General features: G+C 70.6%; 17 protein-coding genes. 7 read left to right on the forward strand and 10 right to left on the reverse strand.

What is annotated here, in order from left to right:
- Position 1: 1 nt before the first annotated feature.
- Positions 2 to 718: a hypothetical protein gene (locus tag ACIBSV_RS31370; protein ID WP_395868985.1), complete on the forward strand. Its 717-nt coding sequence runs from the start codon at positions 2 to 4 to the stop codon at positions 716 to 718.
- A gap of 104 nt (positions 719 to 822) precedes the next feature.
- Positions 823 to 1,515 carry a DNA polymerase beta superfamily protein gene (locus tag ACIBSV_RS31375; RefSeq protein ID WP_395868987.1) on the forward strand — a complete coding sequence of 231 codons (693 nt, stop codon included), beginning with the start codon at positions 823 to 825 and terminating at the stop codon, positions 1,513 to 1,515.
- A 70-nt stretch (positions 1,516 to 1,585) separates the two neighbouring features.
- Here the strand turns inward: ACIBSV_RS31375 and ACIBSV_RS31380 are convergent, their stop codons facing one another.
- Both ACIBSV_RS31380 and ACIBSV_RS31385 read right to left on the reverse strand, forming a co-directional pair.
- Positions 1,586 to 1,783 (reverse strand): DUF397 domain-containing protein, encoded by a 198-nt coding sequence (locus tag ACIBSV_RS31380; protein ID WP_395868989.1) that lies wholly within the window; start codon positions 1,781 to 1,783, stop codon positions 1,586 to 1,588.
- Positions 1,780 to 2,598 carry a helix-turn-helix domain-containing protein gene (locus tag ACIBSV_RS31385; RefSeq protein ID WP_395868991.1) on the reverse strand — a complete coding sequence of 273 codons (819 nt, stop codon included), beginning with the start codon at positions 2,596 to 2,598 and terminating at the stop codon, positions 1,780 to 1,782. Before ACIBSV_RS31385 ends, ACIBSV_RS31380 begins: the two co-directional genes overlap by 4 nt.
- 107 nt (positions 2,599 to 2,705) lie before the next feature.
- Between ACIBSV_RS31385 and ACIBSV_RS31390 the strand changes: the two genes are divergently transcribed.
- From ACIBSV_RS31390 to ACIBSV_RS31400, 3 genes are all read left to right on the forward strand, one after another.
- A complete protein-coding gene (locus ACIBSV_RS31390; RefSeq protein ID WP_395868993.1) occupies positions 2,706 to 2,957 on the forward strand; it encodes a hypothetical protein in 252 nt (83 codons plus the stop codon).
- Positions 2,954 to 3,142: a hypothetical protein gene (locus ACIBSV_RS31395; RefSeq protein WP_395868995.1), complete on the forward strand. Its 189-nt coding sequence runs from the start codon at positions 2,954 to 2,956 to the stop codon at positions 3,140 to 3,142. The genes ACIBSV_RS31390 and ACIBSV_RS31395 overlap by 4 nt, the downstream gene beginning before the upstream one ends.
- Before the next feature lie 575 nt (positions 3,143 to 3,717).
- Positions 3,718 to 4,317: a hypothetical protein gene (locus ACIBSV_RS31400; protein WP_395868997.1), complete on the forward strand. Its 600-nt coding sequence runs from the start codon at positions 3,718 to 3,720 to the stop codon at positions 4,315 to 4,317.
- A 98-nt stretch (positions 4,318 to 4,415) separates the two neighbouring features.
- Here the strand turns inward: ACIBSV_RS31400 and ACIBSV_RS31405 are convergent, their stop codons facing one another.
- Together ACIBSV_RS31405 and ACIBSV_RS31410 are read right to left on the reverse strand one after the other, a co-directional pair.
- Entirely contained in the window at positions 4,416 to 5,978 is a 1,563-nt protein-coding gene (locus tag ACIBSV_RS31405) for an APC family permease (RefSeq protein ID WP_395869256.1), read from the reverse strand.
- Positions 5,979 to 6,039: 61 nt separating this feature from the next.
- On the reverse strand, positions 6,040 to 6,732 hold the full coding sequence (locus tag ACIBSV_RS31410; RefSeq protein WP_395868999.1) for a TetR/AcrR family transcriptional regulator: 693 nt from the start codon (positions 6,730 to 6,732) through the stop codon (positions 6,040 to 6,042).
- Positions 6,733 to 6,901: 169 nt separating this feature from the next.
- On the opposite strand from ACIBSV_RS31410, the gene ACIBSV_RS31415 reads away from it, so the two are divergent.
- Both ACIBSV_RS31415 and ACIBSV_RS31420 read left to right on the forward strand, forming a co-directional pair.
- Positions 6,902 to 8,080, forward strand: coding sequence for an FAD-dependent monooxygenase (locus tag ACIBSV_RS31415; protein ID WP_395869000.1), 1,179 nt, complete (start codon positions 6,902 to 6,904; stop codon positions 8,078 to 8,080).
- 84 nt (positions 8,081 to 8,164) lie between these two features.
- A complete protein-coding gene (locus ACIBSV_RS31420; protein ID WP_395869002.1) occupies positions 8,165 to 9,088 on the forward strand; it encodes an alpha/beta hydrolase in 924 nt (307 codons plus the stop codon).
- Positions 9,089 to 9,233: 145 nt separating this feature from the next.
- Here the strand turns inward: ACIBSV_RS31420 and ACIBSV_RS31425 are convergent, their stop codons facing one another.
- The 6 genes from ACIBSV_RS31425 to valS all read right to left on the reverse strand — a co-directional run bounded on the left by ACIBSV_RS31425 (position 9,234) and on the right by valS (position 18,307).
- Positions 9,234 to 10,058, reverse strand: coding sequence for a heme ABC transporter ATP-binding protein (locus tag ACIBSV_RS31425; RefSeq protein WP_395869004.1), 825 nt, complete (start codon positions 10,056 to 10,058; stop codon positions 9,234 to 9,236).
- Positions 10,058 to 11,158, reverse strand: coding sequence for a FecCD family ABC transporter permease (locus tag ACIBSV_RS31430; RefSeq protein ID WP_395869258.1), 1,101 nt, complete (start codon positions 11,156 to 11,158; stop codon positions 10,058 to 10,060). The genes ACIBSV_RS31425 and ACIBSV_RS31430 overlap by 1 nt, the downstream gene beginning before the upstream one ends.
- 189 nt (positions 11,159 to 11,347) lie before the next feature.
- A complete protein-coding gene (locus ACIBSV_RS31435) occupies positions 11,348 to 12,280 on the reverse strand; it encodes a hemin ABC transporter substrate-binding protein (protein WP_395869006.1) in 933 nt (310 codons plus the stop codon).
- Between the two features lie 155 nt (positions 12,281 to 12,435).
- Positions 12,436 to 14,403 (reverse strand): SpoIIE family protein phosphatase, encoded by a 1,968-nt coding sequence (locus ACIBSV_RS31440; protein WP_395869008.1) that lies wholly within the window; start codon positions 14,401 to 14,403, stop codon positions 12,436 to 12,438.
- A gap of 262 nt (positions 14,404 to 14,665) precedes the next feature.
- Entirely contained in the window at positions 14,666 to 15,604 is a 939-nt protein-coding gene (locus tag ACIBSV_RS31445) for a hypothetical protein (protein ID WP_395869010.1), read from the reverse strand.
- 96 nt (positions 15,605 to 15,700) lie between these two features.
- Complete coding sequence (valS, locus tag ACIBSV_RS31450) at positions 15,701 to 18,307, reverse strand: valine--tRNA ligase (protein ID WP_395869012.1); 2,607 nt, start codon at positions 18,305 to 18,307, stop codon at positions 15,701 to 15,703.
- Positions 18,308 to 18,497 lie beyond the last annotated feature (190 nt).

Consider the following 18,497-nt stretch of genomic DNA (forward strand, 5'->3'; position numbering starts at 1 on the left):
CATGACCATCACCATGAACACGACGGACACGATGACCGCGACGCCCGCCTCGGGCGAGCAGGCCACGCCGCTGCCGCACGCACCCGGCGCACGGAACCGGCAACCGCTCGTCGCCGGTGTCACCCACGCCGCCGCCTGGGTCGCCGGCCTCACCGTCGCGGCCGGCACCACGCCGGAGCTGGGCGACTCGGCCGCCCAGATCACCTCCGCGTACGTCGACGACGCGAGCCGGGCCGTCGCGCAATCCGTCCTCGTACACGGGCTCGCGGCCGGCGCGCTGGCCGTACTCGGTGTCGCGCTGCTGCGCCGGGCGGCCGGCGGCCGGGACCGGGCCACCCGCTTCGCGGGTTGGGCGGGCCTGACCTCGGCCGTGCTCGCCGCCGTGCAACTGGTGCTCGAACTGGTCGCCATCGGCCGGGCCGACGCAGCCGATCCCGGACTCGCGGGCGGGCTGTTCGAGCTGGTCCAGCGCATCGACGGGGTCAAGATGTTCGCCCTCGCCGCGCTGGCGTTGGGCGTGGGTGTCGCCGCGCGCCGGGTCGTGCCGCTGCGCCGCTGGGAATCGCTCACCGGCCATGCCCTCGCCGCCACGATCGTCGGCTCCGGCCTCGGCTACCTGCTCCTGAACACCGCGTTCGCGCAGTTGGCCCTGCTGTCCCTGCCGCTGCTGCTGGTCTGGGTCGTCGCCCTGGGCCACGCGTTGTCCCGGCGGTCCTGACGGCGTCGATGGGTGCGCGGGCGGGAAAACGGGATTCGCATCGTGCGCGGGATGTCGGATACTTCGGGCTCGGCCGCAGGATCATGGGAGCGAGGATCGGCGAGATGCGCACACTGCTGATGGGAGTGGTCGGCTCGACCGCCTATGGGCTGGCCACGGCGGAGTCGGACGAGGACCTGCTCGGCGTGTACATCGCCGACTCGCGCGAGGTCCTCGGGCTGAACGGCGCCACGGTGACGAGCGGCTCCAAGGTGACCACGAAGCCCGACGTGACGATGCACGAACTGGGCAAGTACTGCGGGCTGGCGCTCAAGTGCAACCCGACGGTGACCGAGCTGCTCTGGCTCCCCGAGTACCGGGTCGAGACCGAGGCGGGCCGCCGACTCCGGTCCCTGCGCGGCGCGTTCCTGTCCACCGAATACGTGCGGTCGGCCTACGGCGGCTACGCCATCCAACAGGCCAAGCGGCTGCTGGGTCGGCACGAGGCGGGCAAGGATGGCTTCTCCTCCGACACGGCCAAGCGCACCGCCAAACACGGCCGGCACTGCCTACGACTCCTGCTCCAGGCCCAACACGTGCTCCGCACGGGCGAGTTGCTGCTCGACGTCAGCGCCCACCGCGAAGACCTCTTCGCTGCGGGTCGGCTCGCCGCCGAGAACCCCGAGGCGTTCACGCAACGCTTCGAACGCGAGAAGGCCACCCTCGACGCCATCGACTCGGTCCTCCCCGACCGCCCCGACCGCGAAGCGATCAACACCCTCGTGGTCGACCTCCGGCTGGCCGCACTCACGGGGTGAACCCGATGGGTCAGCCGACCTTCATCTCGTAGCGGAGCCGCCAAGTCGCCAGGGCGGCTCTATGCCCTGATCAGCGGGTGAGCGCAGCCGTCAGGGCCGCCCACGAGGCAGAGGGCACCAAGAGGTGACCGACACGCACGTCTTTGCTGTCTCGAACCGGGACAACACCCGAAACGCCGACTGCCACCTCCACGCAGTTGGCATCGCCCCCATTGCTGTAGGTGCTCTTACGCCACGCCGCAGCCTTCGCGATGGGGGTCTCGTTCATGATGCTTCTTCCTCCATGACCCGCTTGATGAAGCTCACGGACTCGTCCGGGGAGAGCGCCGAGTCCCGTACTCGATCGTAGGACAGGCGGTGCAGCCCAACCTCGCCCGGATCCTCGATGAGTTCACCCGACTTGCTTCCTTCCAGGTAGGCAACCCCGGTCCCGTCCGACATCCAAAGCAGCGAAAGGGAACCACCCATCAGGTCGTGTGATCCCGCTGCGAATGGAAGCAACTGAATGACGGTGTGCGGAGTTTGCGCCGCCTCGACGATCCGCGCGAGTTGCGCCTGCCAGAGCTTCGAGTCCGCGAGCGGGCGCCTGATCGCAGCCTCGTCCAGGATGACCCGCAGGCTCGGCGGCGGATCCCGGTACAGCAGATCCTGTCGGGCAATACGCTCGGCGACTTGCGCCTCCAGTTCGTCCTTATTGGTCATCGGTTGCGACGACAGGACAGTTCTCGCATACGCCTCCGTCTGCAACAGGCCCGGCACCGCAAGCATGTACTTGTGCATGATCGTGGCCTGCGCTTCCCAGTACATGAACTCGTGGTAGCGCTCTCGGGCCGCCTCCTTCCGCGCTCGTTTCCACAACCACACCAACAAGCCCCTGGTCTCGTAGACGTCGTCCAATGCCTTCATGACAGGACGCTCGGATAGACGTTCGCCTGTTTCAAGGCGATGCAGGTAGGAGCGGTCGTATCGGGTGTCCTCGGCGAGCTGGGCGAGTGATTTCCCGCTGGCTTCCCGCAGACGGCTGAGCTGGTTCGCCAGGACCTCTCGGGCCGAATAGTCGTCTTCGACGTCGCGCTCAACCATGCCAAGTCCCCTTGTTGTCCAGCTCGTGGGCCACAGCGCCCTCCTGTCGAAGCCTATGAGAATGCGTCACGCTTTGAACACGGAAAGCGACGAACGGAGATGCATCCATGCCCATCGACAGGAAGACCGCCGAGGCATATCCCACCGAGCCCTGCGACTGGACCAGGGATGACGTGACCCGTTTCTGGAAGGCGAACAACAAAAGCGTCGTCCGCTGTGAACTCTCGGGCCGTATTGGCGTCTTCGCGGCGGTCATCCACATGCAAGCGTTTGTGCGTCTTCCGGGCGGGACCGAGTTCCGCACCCACTGCGCCAACCTCGTGGTGCTGGACGAAGAGGCCACCGGCGAGACCCGATGAACGACGTCAACGAAGCGCGTGAAGTCGAGTCGACCGTCGCGGCGGAGCGAACCGCCTACCTGGCGGTGCTCGTGCGCCGGGCCGTCCGGCTGCCGGGTGTATCCGCCGACGTTCGAGGGCGGAACGACGCAACGGCCGCCGTCCCGGTGCACGAGGCGCGTCGAAGCCACCGGATCGCGCCGTGAACCCGCGCGGCACGCCCCGCCGTCGTTTCGCCGCGCCCGGGCCCGGGAGTTCCGATCCGGGCGCGGAGCTCGTCCGCATCGTCAAGAGCGACGAACGCCACGACGCGCCGAGCCCACACCCTCGCCCCCCGATCCGGCTGGGCGATCACGTGCGGATCATCGATCCCACCCAGCGCCTCGGACAACCCGCCGGCACGGTGATCGCGCTCGACGATTTCCCACCCGGGCGATCCGTGTGCGTACAGCCCCTCGACGGCGGCGTGTTCTGGGTTCGTTGGATCCACGAAGTCGAGCACGCACCACCCCACCGATGAGCATTTTCACCGTGCCGCAAAAAAGCACCCACACGGCAGCCCCGCTCGCGTAGCGCCCCGACTACACAAAGTGCGGTTCGGCAGGTCCGAACGACGAAATGGGGCGTCCTCGGCGAACGCGTTGAACACGAATGCGCAACGAGAGGTTTCCACTGGAAATCTCGCTGCCGATGTCGTTGGAACACCGATAGGTTGTGCGCTCCCGAGGCCCCGAATCTCTGGGTCTCCAACGCTCCGTATCCCTGGGGGATCCCGCACGTCATGACCATGCCGTTCCAGAACGAAACGCAGCTGATCATCCGTCAGAACTTCCGCCCGATCGTGAACCAGTACGTGGTTCACCTGGTCGGTCCGGACGGGCAACACGGACCGGTGATCGCGTTCGCCCAGCAGAAGCGCGGCAAGCTCAAGGAAGAGGTCATCCTCTACACGGATGACACCAAGACCACCGAACTCGCCCGCTTCAAGGCACGCCAGATGCTCGACGTGCGCGCCCAGCACGACGTGACCGGCGTCGAGGGCACCAACCTCGGCATGTTCTCCAAGGACTTCAAGAAGTCCCTCCTGCGCTCCACCTGGAACCTCGAACGCCCGGACGCCGCCAAGGCCGTCGGCCAGGAGCGCAGCCTCTTCGGCGCGATCCTGCGTCGCGTCTGGGGCTTCATACCCGTGGTCGGCGCGTGGCTGCCCGCCCCGACCTACCACTTCGACTTCGTCGACGAGGCCGGCAACGCCGTCCTGACCGTCGAGCGCCAGATGAAGCTCCGCGACCAGTACCTGGTCAAGCTGCCGGACTCGACCATGGACCGCCGCCTGGCGATCTGCGTCGCGGTCGCGATGGACGCCATCCAGAACCGCTGACCACCCCGGCGCGCACCCGCCACCCCTCCCCGCGCACGCCGACCGTCCCCGAACCGGCCGGCGTGTGCGCGGGGGCCGCCGTGCGCGCGGTGGGTTCGTCAGTCCGTGTCCGGCACCAGTACCGGCGTGTCCCGCTTGAGAATCTCTCCTCGGAAGAACGCCGGGCTCCTGAGCCGCTGCACCTCCATCAACACCGCGCCGAGGACCAGCAGGCCGACGCCGATGATGAAGACACTCCCGACGCCGGCCACGCGGTTGCCGTCGCCGTAGTTGGGGTCGGCCACGTCGACCAGGGTCTTTATGAAGATCGCGCCCAGCATCAGGCCGCCCAGCGCCGGCATCACGCCCTTGATCATCGCCTCGTGCAGGCTGCGCGAGAGGTCCTTGCGGAAGTACCAGACGCAGGAGAACGCGGTCAGCGAGTAGTAGAAGCAGATCATCAGGCCGAGCGCGTAGATCGTGTCGGTGAGCACGTTCTCCGACAGGATCGTCATGATCGTGTAGAACGCGCCGGTCGCGACGCCGGCCGAGACGGTCGCGAAGCCCGGTGTCTTGAACGTGGGATGCACGCGCGAGAACACCTTAGGCACCGCCTCGTACGCACTCATCGACAGCAGCGTGCGGGCCACCGGGATGAAGGTGGTCTGGAGGCTGGCGATCGAACTGGCGAGCACCGCGACGAACATCAGGATGCCCAGACCCGAACCCATCACCGGGTCGGCCAGCTTCGCGAAGATGTTGTCGTCCTCGTCGTTGTTCAGGCCCAGCCCGGTGGTTCCGGTGCCCGCGTACATCAGGGTGGCGACGCCGGTCATCAGGTAGGCGACCACGATGAACAGGACCGAGATGATCGCGGCCCGCCCCGGGACCTTGGGACCGCCGGCGGTCTCCTCGTTGATGCTCAGGGCGGTGTCCCAACCCCAGTACATGAAGATCGACAACGACAGACCCGCGGTCAGCGCGGTGAAGCCGCCGTCGATCTCGAACGGGTTGAACCAGCTCCACGAGAACGGGATCGACGTGGGCACGTCACCGCCGGTGGCCTTGGCGATCGCCATCACGACGAACAGCGCGAGCACCGCCAGTTGCAGCGCCACGAGTACGTATTGGACCCGCTTGGTCACGGTCATCCCGCGATAGCTGATCGCGGTCGCGATCGCGATGAAGACCAGGCACGTGGGCACGTGCACCAGCTTGTTGTCGTCCAGCTCCTTGACCCAGTCGCTGTTGAACGCCTCGCCGAGCGCGAGGTAGAAGAACGACGTGCCGATGCCGGCCAGGTTGGACAGCACGATGACGGTCGCCATCACCAGGCCCCAGCCGCACAGCCAGCCCACCCTCGGGCCGAACGCCTTGACCGTCCAGGTGAACGAGGTGCCCGCGTCCGGCACGGCCTTGCTGAGTTCGCGGTAGGCGAAGGCGACGAGCAACATCGGGATGAAGCCGACCAGGAAGATCGCCGGGGCCTGTGTGCCGACCTTGTTGACCGTGGGGCCGAGCGCGCCGGTAAGGGTGTACACCGGCGCCACCGTGGAGATGGCGACGACCACGCTCCCCAGCAGGCCGATGGAATTTCGGTTCAGGCCCTTGTCCTTGAGATCGGACTCCGGGAGGTAGTGCGACTCCCCTACCCGGTGGTGCCTATCGCCCCTGTGGCGCACGTGCTCGTTCTTCACAAGCGAACAGACTAAGTCAGGATGAAACGACTTTTGACCAAGGGGGTCACGAACGATCCGGTGAGTCGCTCATGTCACTCGTTGGGGCTTTTCCAGCGGACCGACCGGTGGACCGAAGGGCCGCATCGCCGAGCATTCCGGACAGGAGTTCGGTGACCCCGACCCGGATATCGTCCCGCGACGGCGGCGTCGCCCACCCGGCGCCCACGATCGAGTCGAACATCACCCCTTCGCACCACGCGACCAGGGACCGGCCGTGCCGCTCGGGCGCGGGCGAGCCGAGCGCGGCCAACATACCGACCGCCGCACCCCGGAACGCGGCGCCCGCCTCGTCGTACACCCCGCGCAACTCGGGCCGCCGGGTCGCCTCCAGCGCCAGTTCGTAGCGGGCGATCTTCTGCTCCCGCCCGTCCCGGATCGCGTCGCCCACGATCACCGCGACCAGGTCGGCGATGCCCGCCACATCGCCGGGCAGCGCGGCCGGCAGCTCGCCGTCGGTCAGCGCGGGCGCGAACTTGCCCGCCTCCAGGACGGTCATCCGCGCCAACGCCACCTCCAGGAGCGCGGCACGCGTGCGGGCGTAGTACGACGTGGAGCCGGGCGGCAGGCCGGCGCCCTCGTCCACGGCGCGATGGGTCAGTCCGCGCATGCCGCGCTCGACGAGCAGGCGGATCGCGGTGTCGGCGATCAGGACGAGTCGGTCCGAACGGTCAGGGCTGGTGCGCTTCGCGGTGGTCACGCGAGCCAGCCTGCCACGCCACTACGGATGTAGAGATCCGACCCACTACACCCGTAGAGATCTGCCCACTACAGGCGTAGAGATCCTGTCCACTACACATGTAGAGTCATTGACACGTCCTCTACACCTGTAGTGGATGTCGAGAAGGAACGACCCATCCGGGGGAACCATGTCCGTCACGAAGCCCGAGGCGATCATCGTCGGCGCCGGACCCGGCGGGCTGACCGCCGCGACCGCCCTGCACCGGAACGGGTGGTCGGTCCTGGTCCTGGAACGCGCCGCCACGCTGGAGCCGATCGGCGCGGCCATCGTCGTCGCACCCAACGGGCTGCGCGCCCTGGACGCGGTCGACGCGGGCAGTCCTCTGCGCAAACTGGCCGCGATCCAGGGCGCCGCGACGCTGCGTCGCCCGGATGGGCGGGTGCTCGCGCCGACCAGCGGCGAAGCCTTCGTCGAGCGCTTCGGCGAACCGGTGGTGCTCGCTCCCCGGGCCGAACTGATGCGCGTACTGCACGCGAGCCTGCCGGCGCACGCGCTGCGCACCGGGACGACCGTGCTGACCGTGCGCCCCGGCGGCCCGGACGAGCGGGCCTCGGTGACCACCGCGGCCGGCGACATCCTGACCGCCGACCTCGTGGTCGCCGCGGACGGGATCCGCTCGCCGATCCGCCGGACGCTCTTCCCCGAGCACCCCGGCCCGCGCTACGCCGGATTCACCACGTGGCGCGCGATCGTGCCGGGCATGGACATCGTCCCCGGCGAGACCTGGGGCCGCGGCCTGGTCTTCGGCGCGATGCCGCTCGCCGACGGCCGGGTGTACTGGTACGCGACCGCGAACCGCCCCGCGGGCGCGACGCACGGTGACGAGCGGGCCGAACTGCTGCACCTGTACCGGGACTTCCACGCGCCCATTCCACAACTGATCGCAGCGGCGCCGGCCGGGGAAATCCTGCACCTGGACGTGCACGAGATGGCCGAGCCGCTGCCGGCCCACCACCGGGGACGGGTCGTGCTGATCGGCGACGCGGCGCACGCGATGACGCCGAACCTGGGTCAGGGCGGCAATCAGGCACTGGAGGACGCGATCGAACTGGCCGACGTGCTTTCGGGCGCGGACGCCGACGGCGTGGTCGACGCGCTGCCCGCGTACACCGCGCGGCGGCTGCCGCGCACCTCCGATGTGGTGCGCAAGTCGCGCCGCATGGGGGCCATGGCGCAGTGGGAGGGCCGAGGTGCCGTCGCGGTCCGGGACACGTTGTTGCGGGTTGCCGGCCGGGTCGCGCCGGACGCGGCCCTGCGCCCGCTGGACACGGTCCTGGCCTGGCGCCCGCCGGTGGCTTCGGCCTGAACCGCCGGGTGTTTGCGGGTTCCACCCGCGAGGGATGCGCCGTACATTCCGTACCGGCCGGTATGTGGTTGACGGAGGGGGAACGTGGTGGCGATCGATCCGCAGCTCGTGGAGCTGTTGAGTGTCATGCCGGAGGATCTGTTCGTGGGCGACGCGGCCACCGCGCGGGCCACCATCGACGCCGGGATCGGACTGCTGCCGGTGATGACCGAGCTGGCCCGGGTGGAGGATCGCACCATCCCGGGTGCCGTCGACGCGCTGCCCGCTCGGGTCTATCGGCCCTCGGAACAGCCCGATCTGCCGGTGACCGTGTTCTTCCACGGCGGCGGGTTCGTGATCGGCGGTCTGCACAGCCACGACGCGCTGGCCCGGCGGATCGCCCGGCACGCCGAGTGCGTGGTGATCTCGGTGGACTACCGGCTCGCCCCCGAGCACCCGTTCCCGGCCGCGACCGAGGACGCGTTCGCCGCGTACCGCTGGGTGCTCGACAACGCCGCCGAACTGGGCGCCGACCCGGCCAGGATCGCCCTGGCCGGCGACAGCGCGGGCGCCACCCTGTCCGCGACCACGTGTCTGCTGGCCCGCGACCACGGCCTCCCGCAGCCGGCCCTGCAGATGCTGTGGTATCCGGCGACCGGCGTCGAGGACACCGTGTCCCGGGCCGAGAACGCGCACGCGCCGCTGCTCACCGCCGCCTCGATCGCGTGGTTCATGAGCCACTACTTCGGCGGACGGGGGTTCGACGAACTGGGCCCGTACGCCCGGATCGGCACCATCGAGGACCTGTCCGGGCTGGCGCCGGCGCACGTCGTGCTGGCCGGCTACGATCCGCTGCGCGACGAGGGCGCGGACTACGCCGAGCGATTGCGCGCGGCGGGCAACACCGTCGAGTGCGAGCTGTTCGAGGACATGGTGCACGGCTTCATGAGCTTCGTGGACCTGATCCCGCGCTGCGAGGAGTGCGCCTCGGGGTCTTTCACCGCACTGCACAAGGCACTGCACCCGTAAAGCACGGCACCTGTAGGGCGGTTAGGACCGGGCGGACGCGGGCCCGACGGACGCGGACCGGGCGGACGCGGACCGGGCGGAGACGGACGCGACAGGCGCGGACCCAACAGGGCTGCGGCGAAGGCGCGACAGCGCAAGGCCGCCGTCAGCGCGACGGCAGGATCAGCAACTCGTCCGAGCCCGGCCGCCGCAGCACGTCCACCGGATGGCCGTACAGGTCGGACAACACCGGTGCGGTGCACACCCGGTCCGGCGGACCGCACGCGACCAGACGGCCGCCGGCGAGCAGCGCGATCCGGTCCGCGTAGGCGGCGGCCAGGTTGAGGTCGTGCAACACGATCACCACCGCGTCACCCCGGCGGGCCCGGGCGCGGGCCAGCCGCAGCACGTCCTCGGTGTGCTTGAGGTCCAGCGCCGCGGTGGGCTCGTCGAGGAACAGCACGGGTGCGCCCTGCGCGAGCACCCTCGCCAGTGAGACCCGGGCCCGCTCGCCACCGGACAACGACGGGTAGGCCCGGTCGGCCAGGTGCGCGACATCCGTCTCGGCCAGGCAGCGCGCCACGATGGCGTCCTCGGACTCCTCGCTCGGCAGTCCCGCGTGCGGCGCGCGGCCCATCCGCACCACCTCGTCCACCGTGAACGGGAAGGACAGCGTGACGTTCTGCGGCAACACCGCGCGGCGCAAGGCCAGTTCGCGCTGCGAGTAGTCGGACAACGGCCGATCGGCGATCCGCACGGTGCCCTGATGCGGCGTCAGATCACCGGTGAGCAGGCCGAGCAGGGTCGACTTGCCCGCGCCGTTGGGTCCGAGCACCGCGACGATCTCGCCGTGTCGCACGTTCAGCGAGACGCCGTCGACCAGGTTGCGGCCGGCGACGGCAAAGGTGACGTCCTCGGCCTCGACGCCGATCGCGCCGGACTCGGGAGTGGGCGCGGTCGCCGCGCCGCGGTTCCGGGCGAGCAGCCTCATCAGGCCCAACCTCCTTGCCGGGAACGGGTCCTGCGCAGCAGCCACAGGAAGAACGGGGCACCGATCAGCGCGCTGAGCACACCGAGCGGTACCTCCTTGGGCATCGCGATGGTGCGCGCCGCGAGGTCGGCGCCGACGGTGACCAGCGCGCCCAGGACGGCGCTCGCCGGCAGCAGCAGCCGGTGTCGGGGACCGGCGATCAGCCGGATGATGTGCGGAACGACCAGGCCGACGAAGGTGATCACCCCGGCCGCGGCGACCGCCGCACCGACCAGGGTGGCGCTGAGCACGACCACCACGATGCGGACCCGTTCGGTGTCCACGCCCAGGTGTCGGGCGCCGCGTTCGCCGAGCGCCATGATGTCCAACGCCCGGGCGTACCGGGGCAGGATCAGCAGGCCGATGATCGCGAACGGCGCGAGCGCGCCGATGATCTTCCAGCTCGCCCCGCCGACGCTGCCCAGGTTCCAGAAGGTGATGCTGCGCAGTTCGGCGTCGTCGGCGACGAAGGTGAACAGCCCGATCGCGGCGCCGGCCAGCGCGTTGATCGCGATGCCGGTCAGTACCAGGGTGACCACTTCGGTGCGGCCGTCCGCACGGGAGAGCAGGTAGACGAACAGCGTGGTGATCAGGCCGCCGGCGAAAGCGAAGGCGGTCACCGTCCAGGAGCCGAACGTGGAGACGCCCATCACGATCGCGCCCACCGCGCCCAGTGCCGCGCCGGAGGACACCCCGATCACGCCGGGCTCGGCGAGCGGGTTGCCGAACACGCCCTGCATCGCGGCCCCGGCGCAGCCCAGGCACGCGCCGACCATGATGCCGAGCACGATGCGCGGGAAGCGGATGTTCCACAACACGGCCTCGTTGGCCTGCGACACGTGGCCGATGTCCAGGCCCAGGTGGTGTAGTACCGAGGAGAGCACCTGATCGGACGGGATGTCGAAGGCGCCCATGCCGGCCGACACGACGCTCGTGGCCAGGAGCAGCAGCACGAGCGTGGGCATCAGCCACCGGCCGTGTTTGCGTGGGGTCGCCACCACGGGGGCAGCCGCGTCCGGAGCCTTCGGCTCCGAGGCCGCCGTCTCCGGATCCGCCGCCACCGGCGCCGCGGTCTTGGTGAGTTCGACCACGGGCGGCGGTGAAGCCGGTTCGTCCGTGGGTTCTTGACGCTCCGTCACCGTTGCCACGGGCTCCCCTGTACCTTCCCGTCGTGTGTCCGCGGGCGCCGCGCGGACCGAGAGGGCACGGCCGGCGCCTGCGCGGCGGCACGGGCCGAGGCTCGGCCGACCCTAGCCATGCAGCAGATCGACGAGCTTGTTCAGCGCGACGCCCGCGGTCGGACCGCCACCGCCCAGTTCCAGGTCGTCCATCGCGACGACCTTGCGGTTCTGGCCGGCGGGCGTTTGTGCGACACCCGGCAGCTTGAGCACGCCGTCGACGCCGCCGACCGACTCCAGGCCCTTCTGGAAGACCAGGATGACGTCGGGCTTGGCCGCGACCATCGCCTCGGGGGTCAGCGCGGCGGACATCTCCACGCCCAACTCGGTGCCGGTGTCGATGCCGCCGGCGGCGGTGATCATGCTGTCCGGGCCCAGGCCCTTGCCGCCGATCTGGTACAGGTTGGCCTGCCCGCGGATGTACAGGAACGCCACGCGCGGCTTGGTGGTGGCCTGCGCGCCCTTGGCCTTGGCCGTGGCGATCTCGCCGGCGGTCCGGTCGGCGAGCGTCCTGCCCTTGTCCGGCACGCCCAGCGCGGTGGCGATGGTGGTGATCCGGGTGATCGCGTCCTCGGGCTTGCTGCTGTCCGGGATCAGCACGATCGGTACGCCGGCCGCCTTGAGTTGGTCGATCGCGCTGCGCGGCCCGACCGAGGCGCTGCCGATGGCGATCGTGGGCCGCTGGGCGAGGATGCCCTCGGGGTTGAGGGTCCGCGAGTTGCCGAAGGTCGCCTTGCCCTTGCTCTCCGGCAGGACCGCGCCGGAGGTGTCCACGCCGACGACGTTCGAGGCCAGGCCGAGCGCGTACACCGTCTGTGCGATGTCGCCGCCGAGCGGGACGATCCGGCTCGCGTCCTTGACGGTGACCTTGCCCATCGTGGTGTCCACCGTGGCGGGCAACGCCGTACCGGCCGCGGCCTGGCCGGTCTTGCCGTCGGACTTGTCTTCGTCGTCGCCACCGCACGCCGTGGCGAACGCGGTGATGGCGAGGACGGCCGCGGCCACCTTCAAGCTTGTTCGACGCAGACGCATCCGGCGGCCTTTCGAGCTGTGGAGTAGGCGGACGAGCGGCCCGATTTCTTAGGCAAGCCTTGCCTGTCCTACTGCGCAACTTAAAGGTGAGGCTTGCCTAACTTCAAGCCCGGGTCGGGTGGACAACGTCACACGCGAGCCGCGGTCCGCTCCCCCGGCAGCGGCAGGCGCAGCACCAACACCGCCGCGTCGTCGACGTTGCCGGTCTCGTCCGCCGCCGCGAGCACCGCGTCCGCGATCGCCTCGACGCCCGCGTCGGCGCACCCGCGGGCCCGCTCGGCCGCCCGCTGCAGGCCGATGTCGATGGGCCGTTCGCGCGACTCCACCACTCCGTCGGTGACCAGCACGACGATCGAGCCCGGGGTCAGCCGCAGCTCGTGGGTCGGGTAGTCCGCGCCCTCCAGGATGCCGAGCACCGGCCCGCCGGGCGTCTCCAGCACCTGCGATCGCCCGTCCGGGGTGAGCACGATCATCGGTACGTGGCCCGCCCGGCCCACCGCGCACGCACCGGTCGCCGGGTCGATGCCCAGCAGCGTGCAACTGGCGAAGGCGTCCCGGTGCAGCGCGGCCAGCAGGTCGTTGGTCCGGCGCAACACCCGGCCCGGGTCGGCGTCCTCGGCCGCGAAGGCCCGCTTGGTGGTGCGCACCTGCCCCATGAACGCGGCCGCGTCCACGTCGTGGCCCTGCGCGTCGCCGATGGCCACCAACGCGGTGCCGTCATCGCGGGCGATCACGTCGTACCAGTCGCCGCCCACCGACAACCCGTCCCGGGCCGGCGCGTAGCGCACCGCGACCTCCAGGCCCGGCACCACCGGCAGGCGCGCGGGCAGCATGGTGCGCTGGAGCGCCTCGGCGAGTTCGGCGCGGGCCTGTTGCAGCCGGATCCGCTCGATCGCCTGACCGGCCAACTGACCGAAGGTGCGCATCAGCGCCCGCTCGTCCTGGGTCGGCCGGTGCTCACGGTCGTAGGTCACCGCGAGGCCGCCGATCGGACGGTCGCCGCCGGCGAACGGGATGATCGCGTACGCCCGGGCGTCGGTGGCCTCGATCAGTTCGGGCGCGTCGGGCCATCCCGCGGTGTGCTCCGCGAGCGATTCGACGAAGATCGGCTCTCCGGTGCGAATCGCCCACCCCAGCGGACGATCCGCGGTCGGGGCGATCCGCTCCAGGGCGGGCATCAGGTCCGCCCGTACCCCGGGCCCGAAGGACATCCGCAGCCGGTCGTGGTCCACCAGCGCGACCAGGGCGCCCGTACCGCCGAACACCGGGGCCACCCGGTCGAGCATCACCGCGCTCAGTTCGTCCTCGGTGACCGCGCGGATCAGCGCCGCGGACACCTCGGCCAGTCGCTCGCCGCGTTCGCGCGCCGCGCTCAGACGCCGCTCGGCCTCGGCGCGCAGCCGGACCACCTCGGTCTGGTCGTGGTCGACACCCACGATCACGTCGCGGCCGTCGATGCCCAGCCGGAGCCTGCGCATGTGCGACTCGACCCAGTGCCAACCGTCCGCGCCGCGCACCCGGAACATGGTGCGGTCCTCGTCGACGCCCCCGGGGCGAAGCGCCTCGATCCGTCGGGTGAGGTCCGCCCGATCCTCGGGGTGGACGTCGGCGAGCCAACGCGGGCCGGCGTCGCCGCCTTCGGCGTCCGCGTCCGGAGCGTGCAGCCGTGGCCGGCCGCCGTGCCAGCGCCACGTGCCCGAGTCCGGGTCCCACGTCCACAGTCCGAATCCGCCCAGTTTCGCGGCCAGGCGGAAGTGCACGAGCTGGGCCTCCAGCTCGCTGTGCCCGCGCAGCTCGCGCAGCACGGTGTCGGGTCCGTGCGCGACCGCCTCGAACAGGCAGACCACCGCGATGCCGTCCGCGGTCGGCAGCTCGACCACCTTGGTCGCCGGCCGCCCCGGCGTGGCTCGCGCCTCGCGGACCAGCTCCCGCCACGCCTCCCGGGCGTCGGGCCCGAGTCGGTCGCCGATCAGGGACGGGAGCGGTTGTCCGGGCGCCTCGCCGAGCAGGCCGACGGCCCGGGCGAAGCGTGGCGTGCGGGCCAGGATCCGGCCGTCCGCTCCCACCCGGGCGGCCGCGACGGCCGGGTCGAGCACGATCTCCGTGATTTCTCCGCCTCGCCTCATCGCCGTGTCGGGCCGGTCGCCACACATGCGCATGCGTGGACACGCCGCGGCGGCGTGGGGGCTCGGCCCGTCCTCCTGATTCGACCGTAGCCGGGTCCGGGACACCTCGCTCAGGGACCATGCACCCCACGCACGGGGACCTTGGACCCGTTCGTTCGGCGCCGCCGAGTCCGCGCCGCGCGATCCGCGCCGCCCGGTCCGAGGCGCCCGTTGCGCGCGCCGCGCGGTCGTTTCAGCGCTCGCGCCAGGCCCGGCTGTGCCGGCGGATCTCGGCCGCGGAGAAGTTCTCGTGGTCCTCGCCCCACGCGGTGACGCCGTCGAAGGTCCACTCGGTGAGGCCGTTGACGGTGAACAGGTTCGGGTTCAGGAAGAAGCCGAGCCGGTTGTGCATGCGCCCCTCGGCGTGCAGTTCGCGGCCGAGTTCGTCCACCGCGTCGAGCACGATCCGGGTGGCCCAGCCGGTGGTGTCCTCGCGTTCGACCACCTCACGGCGGCCCTTGGCCAGCTTGGCCCAGGTGCCGTCGCGGAGCAGGTAGCCGTGGATGGACACGCAGCCCGTGCCGAAGTCCATGGTGATGCTGTGGAAGGCGTCCCGGTCGGAGGCAGTCGCGTAGCTGTAGCCGCCGCGTCTGGCGGGCGACTGCATCAGGCCGGGACCGAACTGCGAGCGCGGTCCCCACGAGCGGTCCCGGAAACCGTACGAGTCGACCGGGATCTCCTCGCCACGCAGCACGAGCGTGCCGGTGTAGCGGCCGGGCTGGTCGACGTGCTTTTCGCCGAGGTAGTGCGGCGGCAGCACCCCGGTGAAGGTCAGGTCGACGTGGATCTCGTCGCCGCCGTCCGGGTCGTCGTAGCCGACCTCGTACACCCGTTGCGGTTCCACGCAGCGCACCCGGAAGCCGTTCGGCAGGCGCAGGTCGGTCAGGTCCTGGTCGGGGATCGGCAGATGCCAGAAGTTCTTGGCGTAGACCGCCTCGTGCGGATGTTGCCCGCTGTCGTCCCAGAAGTACGCGCCGCCCGCCGCGACCCCCTGGTTCGCCTGGAAGAACGGATAGAGCTGCCCGGACAGCCGCTTTTCCGGAACCGTGAAGGTGAACCAGGAGGTCTCCGACCAGTACGGGTCGTCGTTGGTCGGCGGGTGGAACATGTCGTCGGGGTGGTGAGTGGTCATGGCCAACGGGTACTACGGGTACTTGGCCGAGTCAATGACTTTCGCCGACGAGCACCGTGGGCGACCGCTCAGCCCGGCGGGCGACCGCCGTGCCGGCTATTCGAGGGTGACGTCCACTGTGAGCGGTCCCTCCGCGGCAACGCGGTCGATCCGGGTGATGTGTCCGGCCGCGCGCAGATCCGTCTCGACCAGGGCCGCCCGGGCCAACTCGGCCGGGGCGCCGGTGATCGTGACGCCCGCCACCTCGGCCCGCATCGACACCTGCGCGGCGGACTTGGCCTTGCGCACACCGGCGATCAACTCGGACGCGGTACCCAACAACGCCCGATCGGCCGCCGGCGCGTGCGGCTCGGGCCAACTCGCCCGGTGCACCGAGCCGTCCCGCCACCACGACCACACCTCCTCGGTCACGAACGGCAACACCGGCGCGAGCAGCCGCAGCAGTACGGACAGCGCGCTCGCGAGGGCGGCCCGGGCCGACGCGGCGCCCGCCGGCGACCCGGCCTCGCCGTAGGCGCGGGCCTTGACCAGTTCCACGTAGTCGTCGCAGAAGTACCAGAAGAACCGCTCGGTCCGGTCCAGCGCCCGCGCGTAGTCGTAGTCCTCGAACGCCTCGGTCGCCGCACGGACCACCTCCGCCAGTTCGGCCAGCAGCGCCAGGTCCAGCGGTTCGGTCACCGCCTCGGGGACCTCGACCGCATCGTGTGCCCGGTCCGCCTCGACCGCCGGGTCCGCCTCGACCGCCGGGTCCGCCTCGGCCACCGGGTCCGGGCCGCCCGCCTCGGCCGCGCCGATCGAAAGCACGAAGCGGCCGACGTTGAGCAGCTTGATCGCGAGCCGCCGGCCGACCTTCATCTGGCCGACGTCGAACGCGGTGTCCACGCCCGGCCGGCCGTTCGCCGCCCAATAGCGCACCGCGTCCGAGCCGTGTTGCGCGAGCAGGTCGACCGGGGTCACCACGTTGCCCTTGGACTTGGACATCTTCTTGCGGTCCGGGTCCAGGATCCAGCCGGAGATCGCCGCGTGCGCGAACGGCAGGCTTTCGTGCTCGGCGTCCGCCCGCACCACGGCGGAGAACAGCCAGGTGCGGATGATCTCGTGTGCCTGCGGCCGCAGGTCCATCGGGAAGACCCGGGCGAACAGGTCCTCGTCGCGACACCAGCCGCCCGCGATCTGCGGCGTGAGCGAGGAGGTGGCCCAGGTGTCCATCACGTCCGCGTCGCCGACGAACCCGCCGGGCTCGCCGCGCTGTTGCTCCTGGTATCCGGGCGGCACATCGGTGTACGGATCGATCGGCAGGTCCGCCTCGGCCGGGCGCAACGGCGTGTCGTGGCGCGGCCGGCCGTCCGCGTCGAGCGGGTACCACAGCGGCACCGGCACACCGAAGAAACGCTGCCGGCTGACCAGCCAGTCGCCGTTGAGGCCCTCGACCCAGTTGTCGTAACGCACCTTCATGTGCGCCGGATGCCAGGTCAACTCGGCGCCCCTGGCCAGGAGTCGGGCGCGCAGGTCGGCGTCGCGTCCGCCGTTGCGCAGGTACCACTGCCGGGTGGTGACGATCTCGAGCGGCTTGTCGCCCTTCTCGTAGAACTTCACCGTGTGCGTGATCGGCTTCGGCTCGCCGATCAGCTCGCCGCTCTCGCGCAGCATCGCCACGATTCGCTCGCGCGCGGTGAACACGGTCGCGCCGGCCAGTCGCGCGTAGGCCGCGACCGCCTCGGGGGCGTCGATCCCGCTCGGCGGTTCGCTCAGGAAGCGGCCGTCCCAGCCGAGCACCGCCCGCGTTTCCAGGCGCAGTTCGCGCCACCAGGTGACATCGGTGGTGTCACCGAACGTGCACACCATGGCGATCCCGGAACCCTTGTCCGGATCGGCCAGCGGGTGCGCGTACACCGGCACCGCGACGTTGAACAGCGGCGTGCGCACGCTGTTCCCGAACAGGTGGGTGTAGCGGGTGTCGTCGGGATGTGCGACGAGTGCGACGCACGCCGGCAACAACTCCGGTCGGGTGGTCGCGATTTCCAGCGCATCACCGGTCGGCGCGCGAAACGCCAGGCGGTGGAAGGCACCGGGGCGCTCGCGGTCCTCCAACTCGGCCTGTGCGACGGCGGTGCGGAAGGTGACGTCCCACAGCGTGGGGGCCTCGGCCGGATAGGCCTCGCCGCGCTCCAGGTTGCGCAGGAAGGCCCGCTGGGAGGCGGTCCGCGAGACCGTGTCGATGGTCTGGTAGGTCATCGTCCAGTCGACGGACAGCCCGAGCAGCCGCCACAGTTCCTCGAACGCCTTCTCGTCCTCGTGGGTCAGCCGCTCGCACAGTTCGATGAAGTTCCGCCGGGAGACCGGGATCTGCTGCTTGCCGGGCGACGTGGGCGGCACGAAGTCGGCGTCGTAGGGCAGCGCGGGATCGCAACGCACGCCGAAGTGGTTCTGCACGCGCCGCTCGGTGGGCAGGCCGTTGTCGTCCCAGCCCATCGGGTAGAACACCTCGCGCCCGCACATCCGGCGGTAGCGCGCGATGGCGTCGGTGTGGGTGTAGGAGAACACGTGGCCCACGTGCAGCGATCCGCTGACCGTCGGCGGCGGGGTGTCGATCGAGTAGACCTCGTCGCGGGTCCGGCTCCGGTCGAAGCGGTATACGCCCGTCTCTTCCCAGACGCGCGACCATTTCGCTTCCAGCCCGTCGAGGGCGGGCTTGTCGGGCATGCGGGGGGAACCAGTCGGGGCAGCCATGCCCCCGGAGCGTACCGGGCGCCTCGTCCGGACTCGAACCGATTCCGGAGCCGGCAGTGGGTGTCGTGGCCGGTCGGTGGGCCGGGCCGGCCGGATCGGCGGGCCCGGCGGAGCCCGCGGGAGCCGCGGGTGCCTCGGAACGACGGGAGGTCCGCGAGTCGCC

The sequence above is a fragment of the Embleya sp. NPDC050154 genome, from assembly GCF_044460165.1.
GTDB lineage: Bacteria > Actinomycetota > Actinomycetes > Streptomycetales > Streptomycetaceae > Embleya.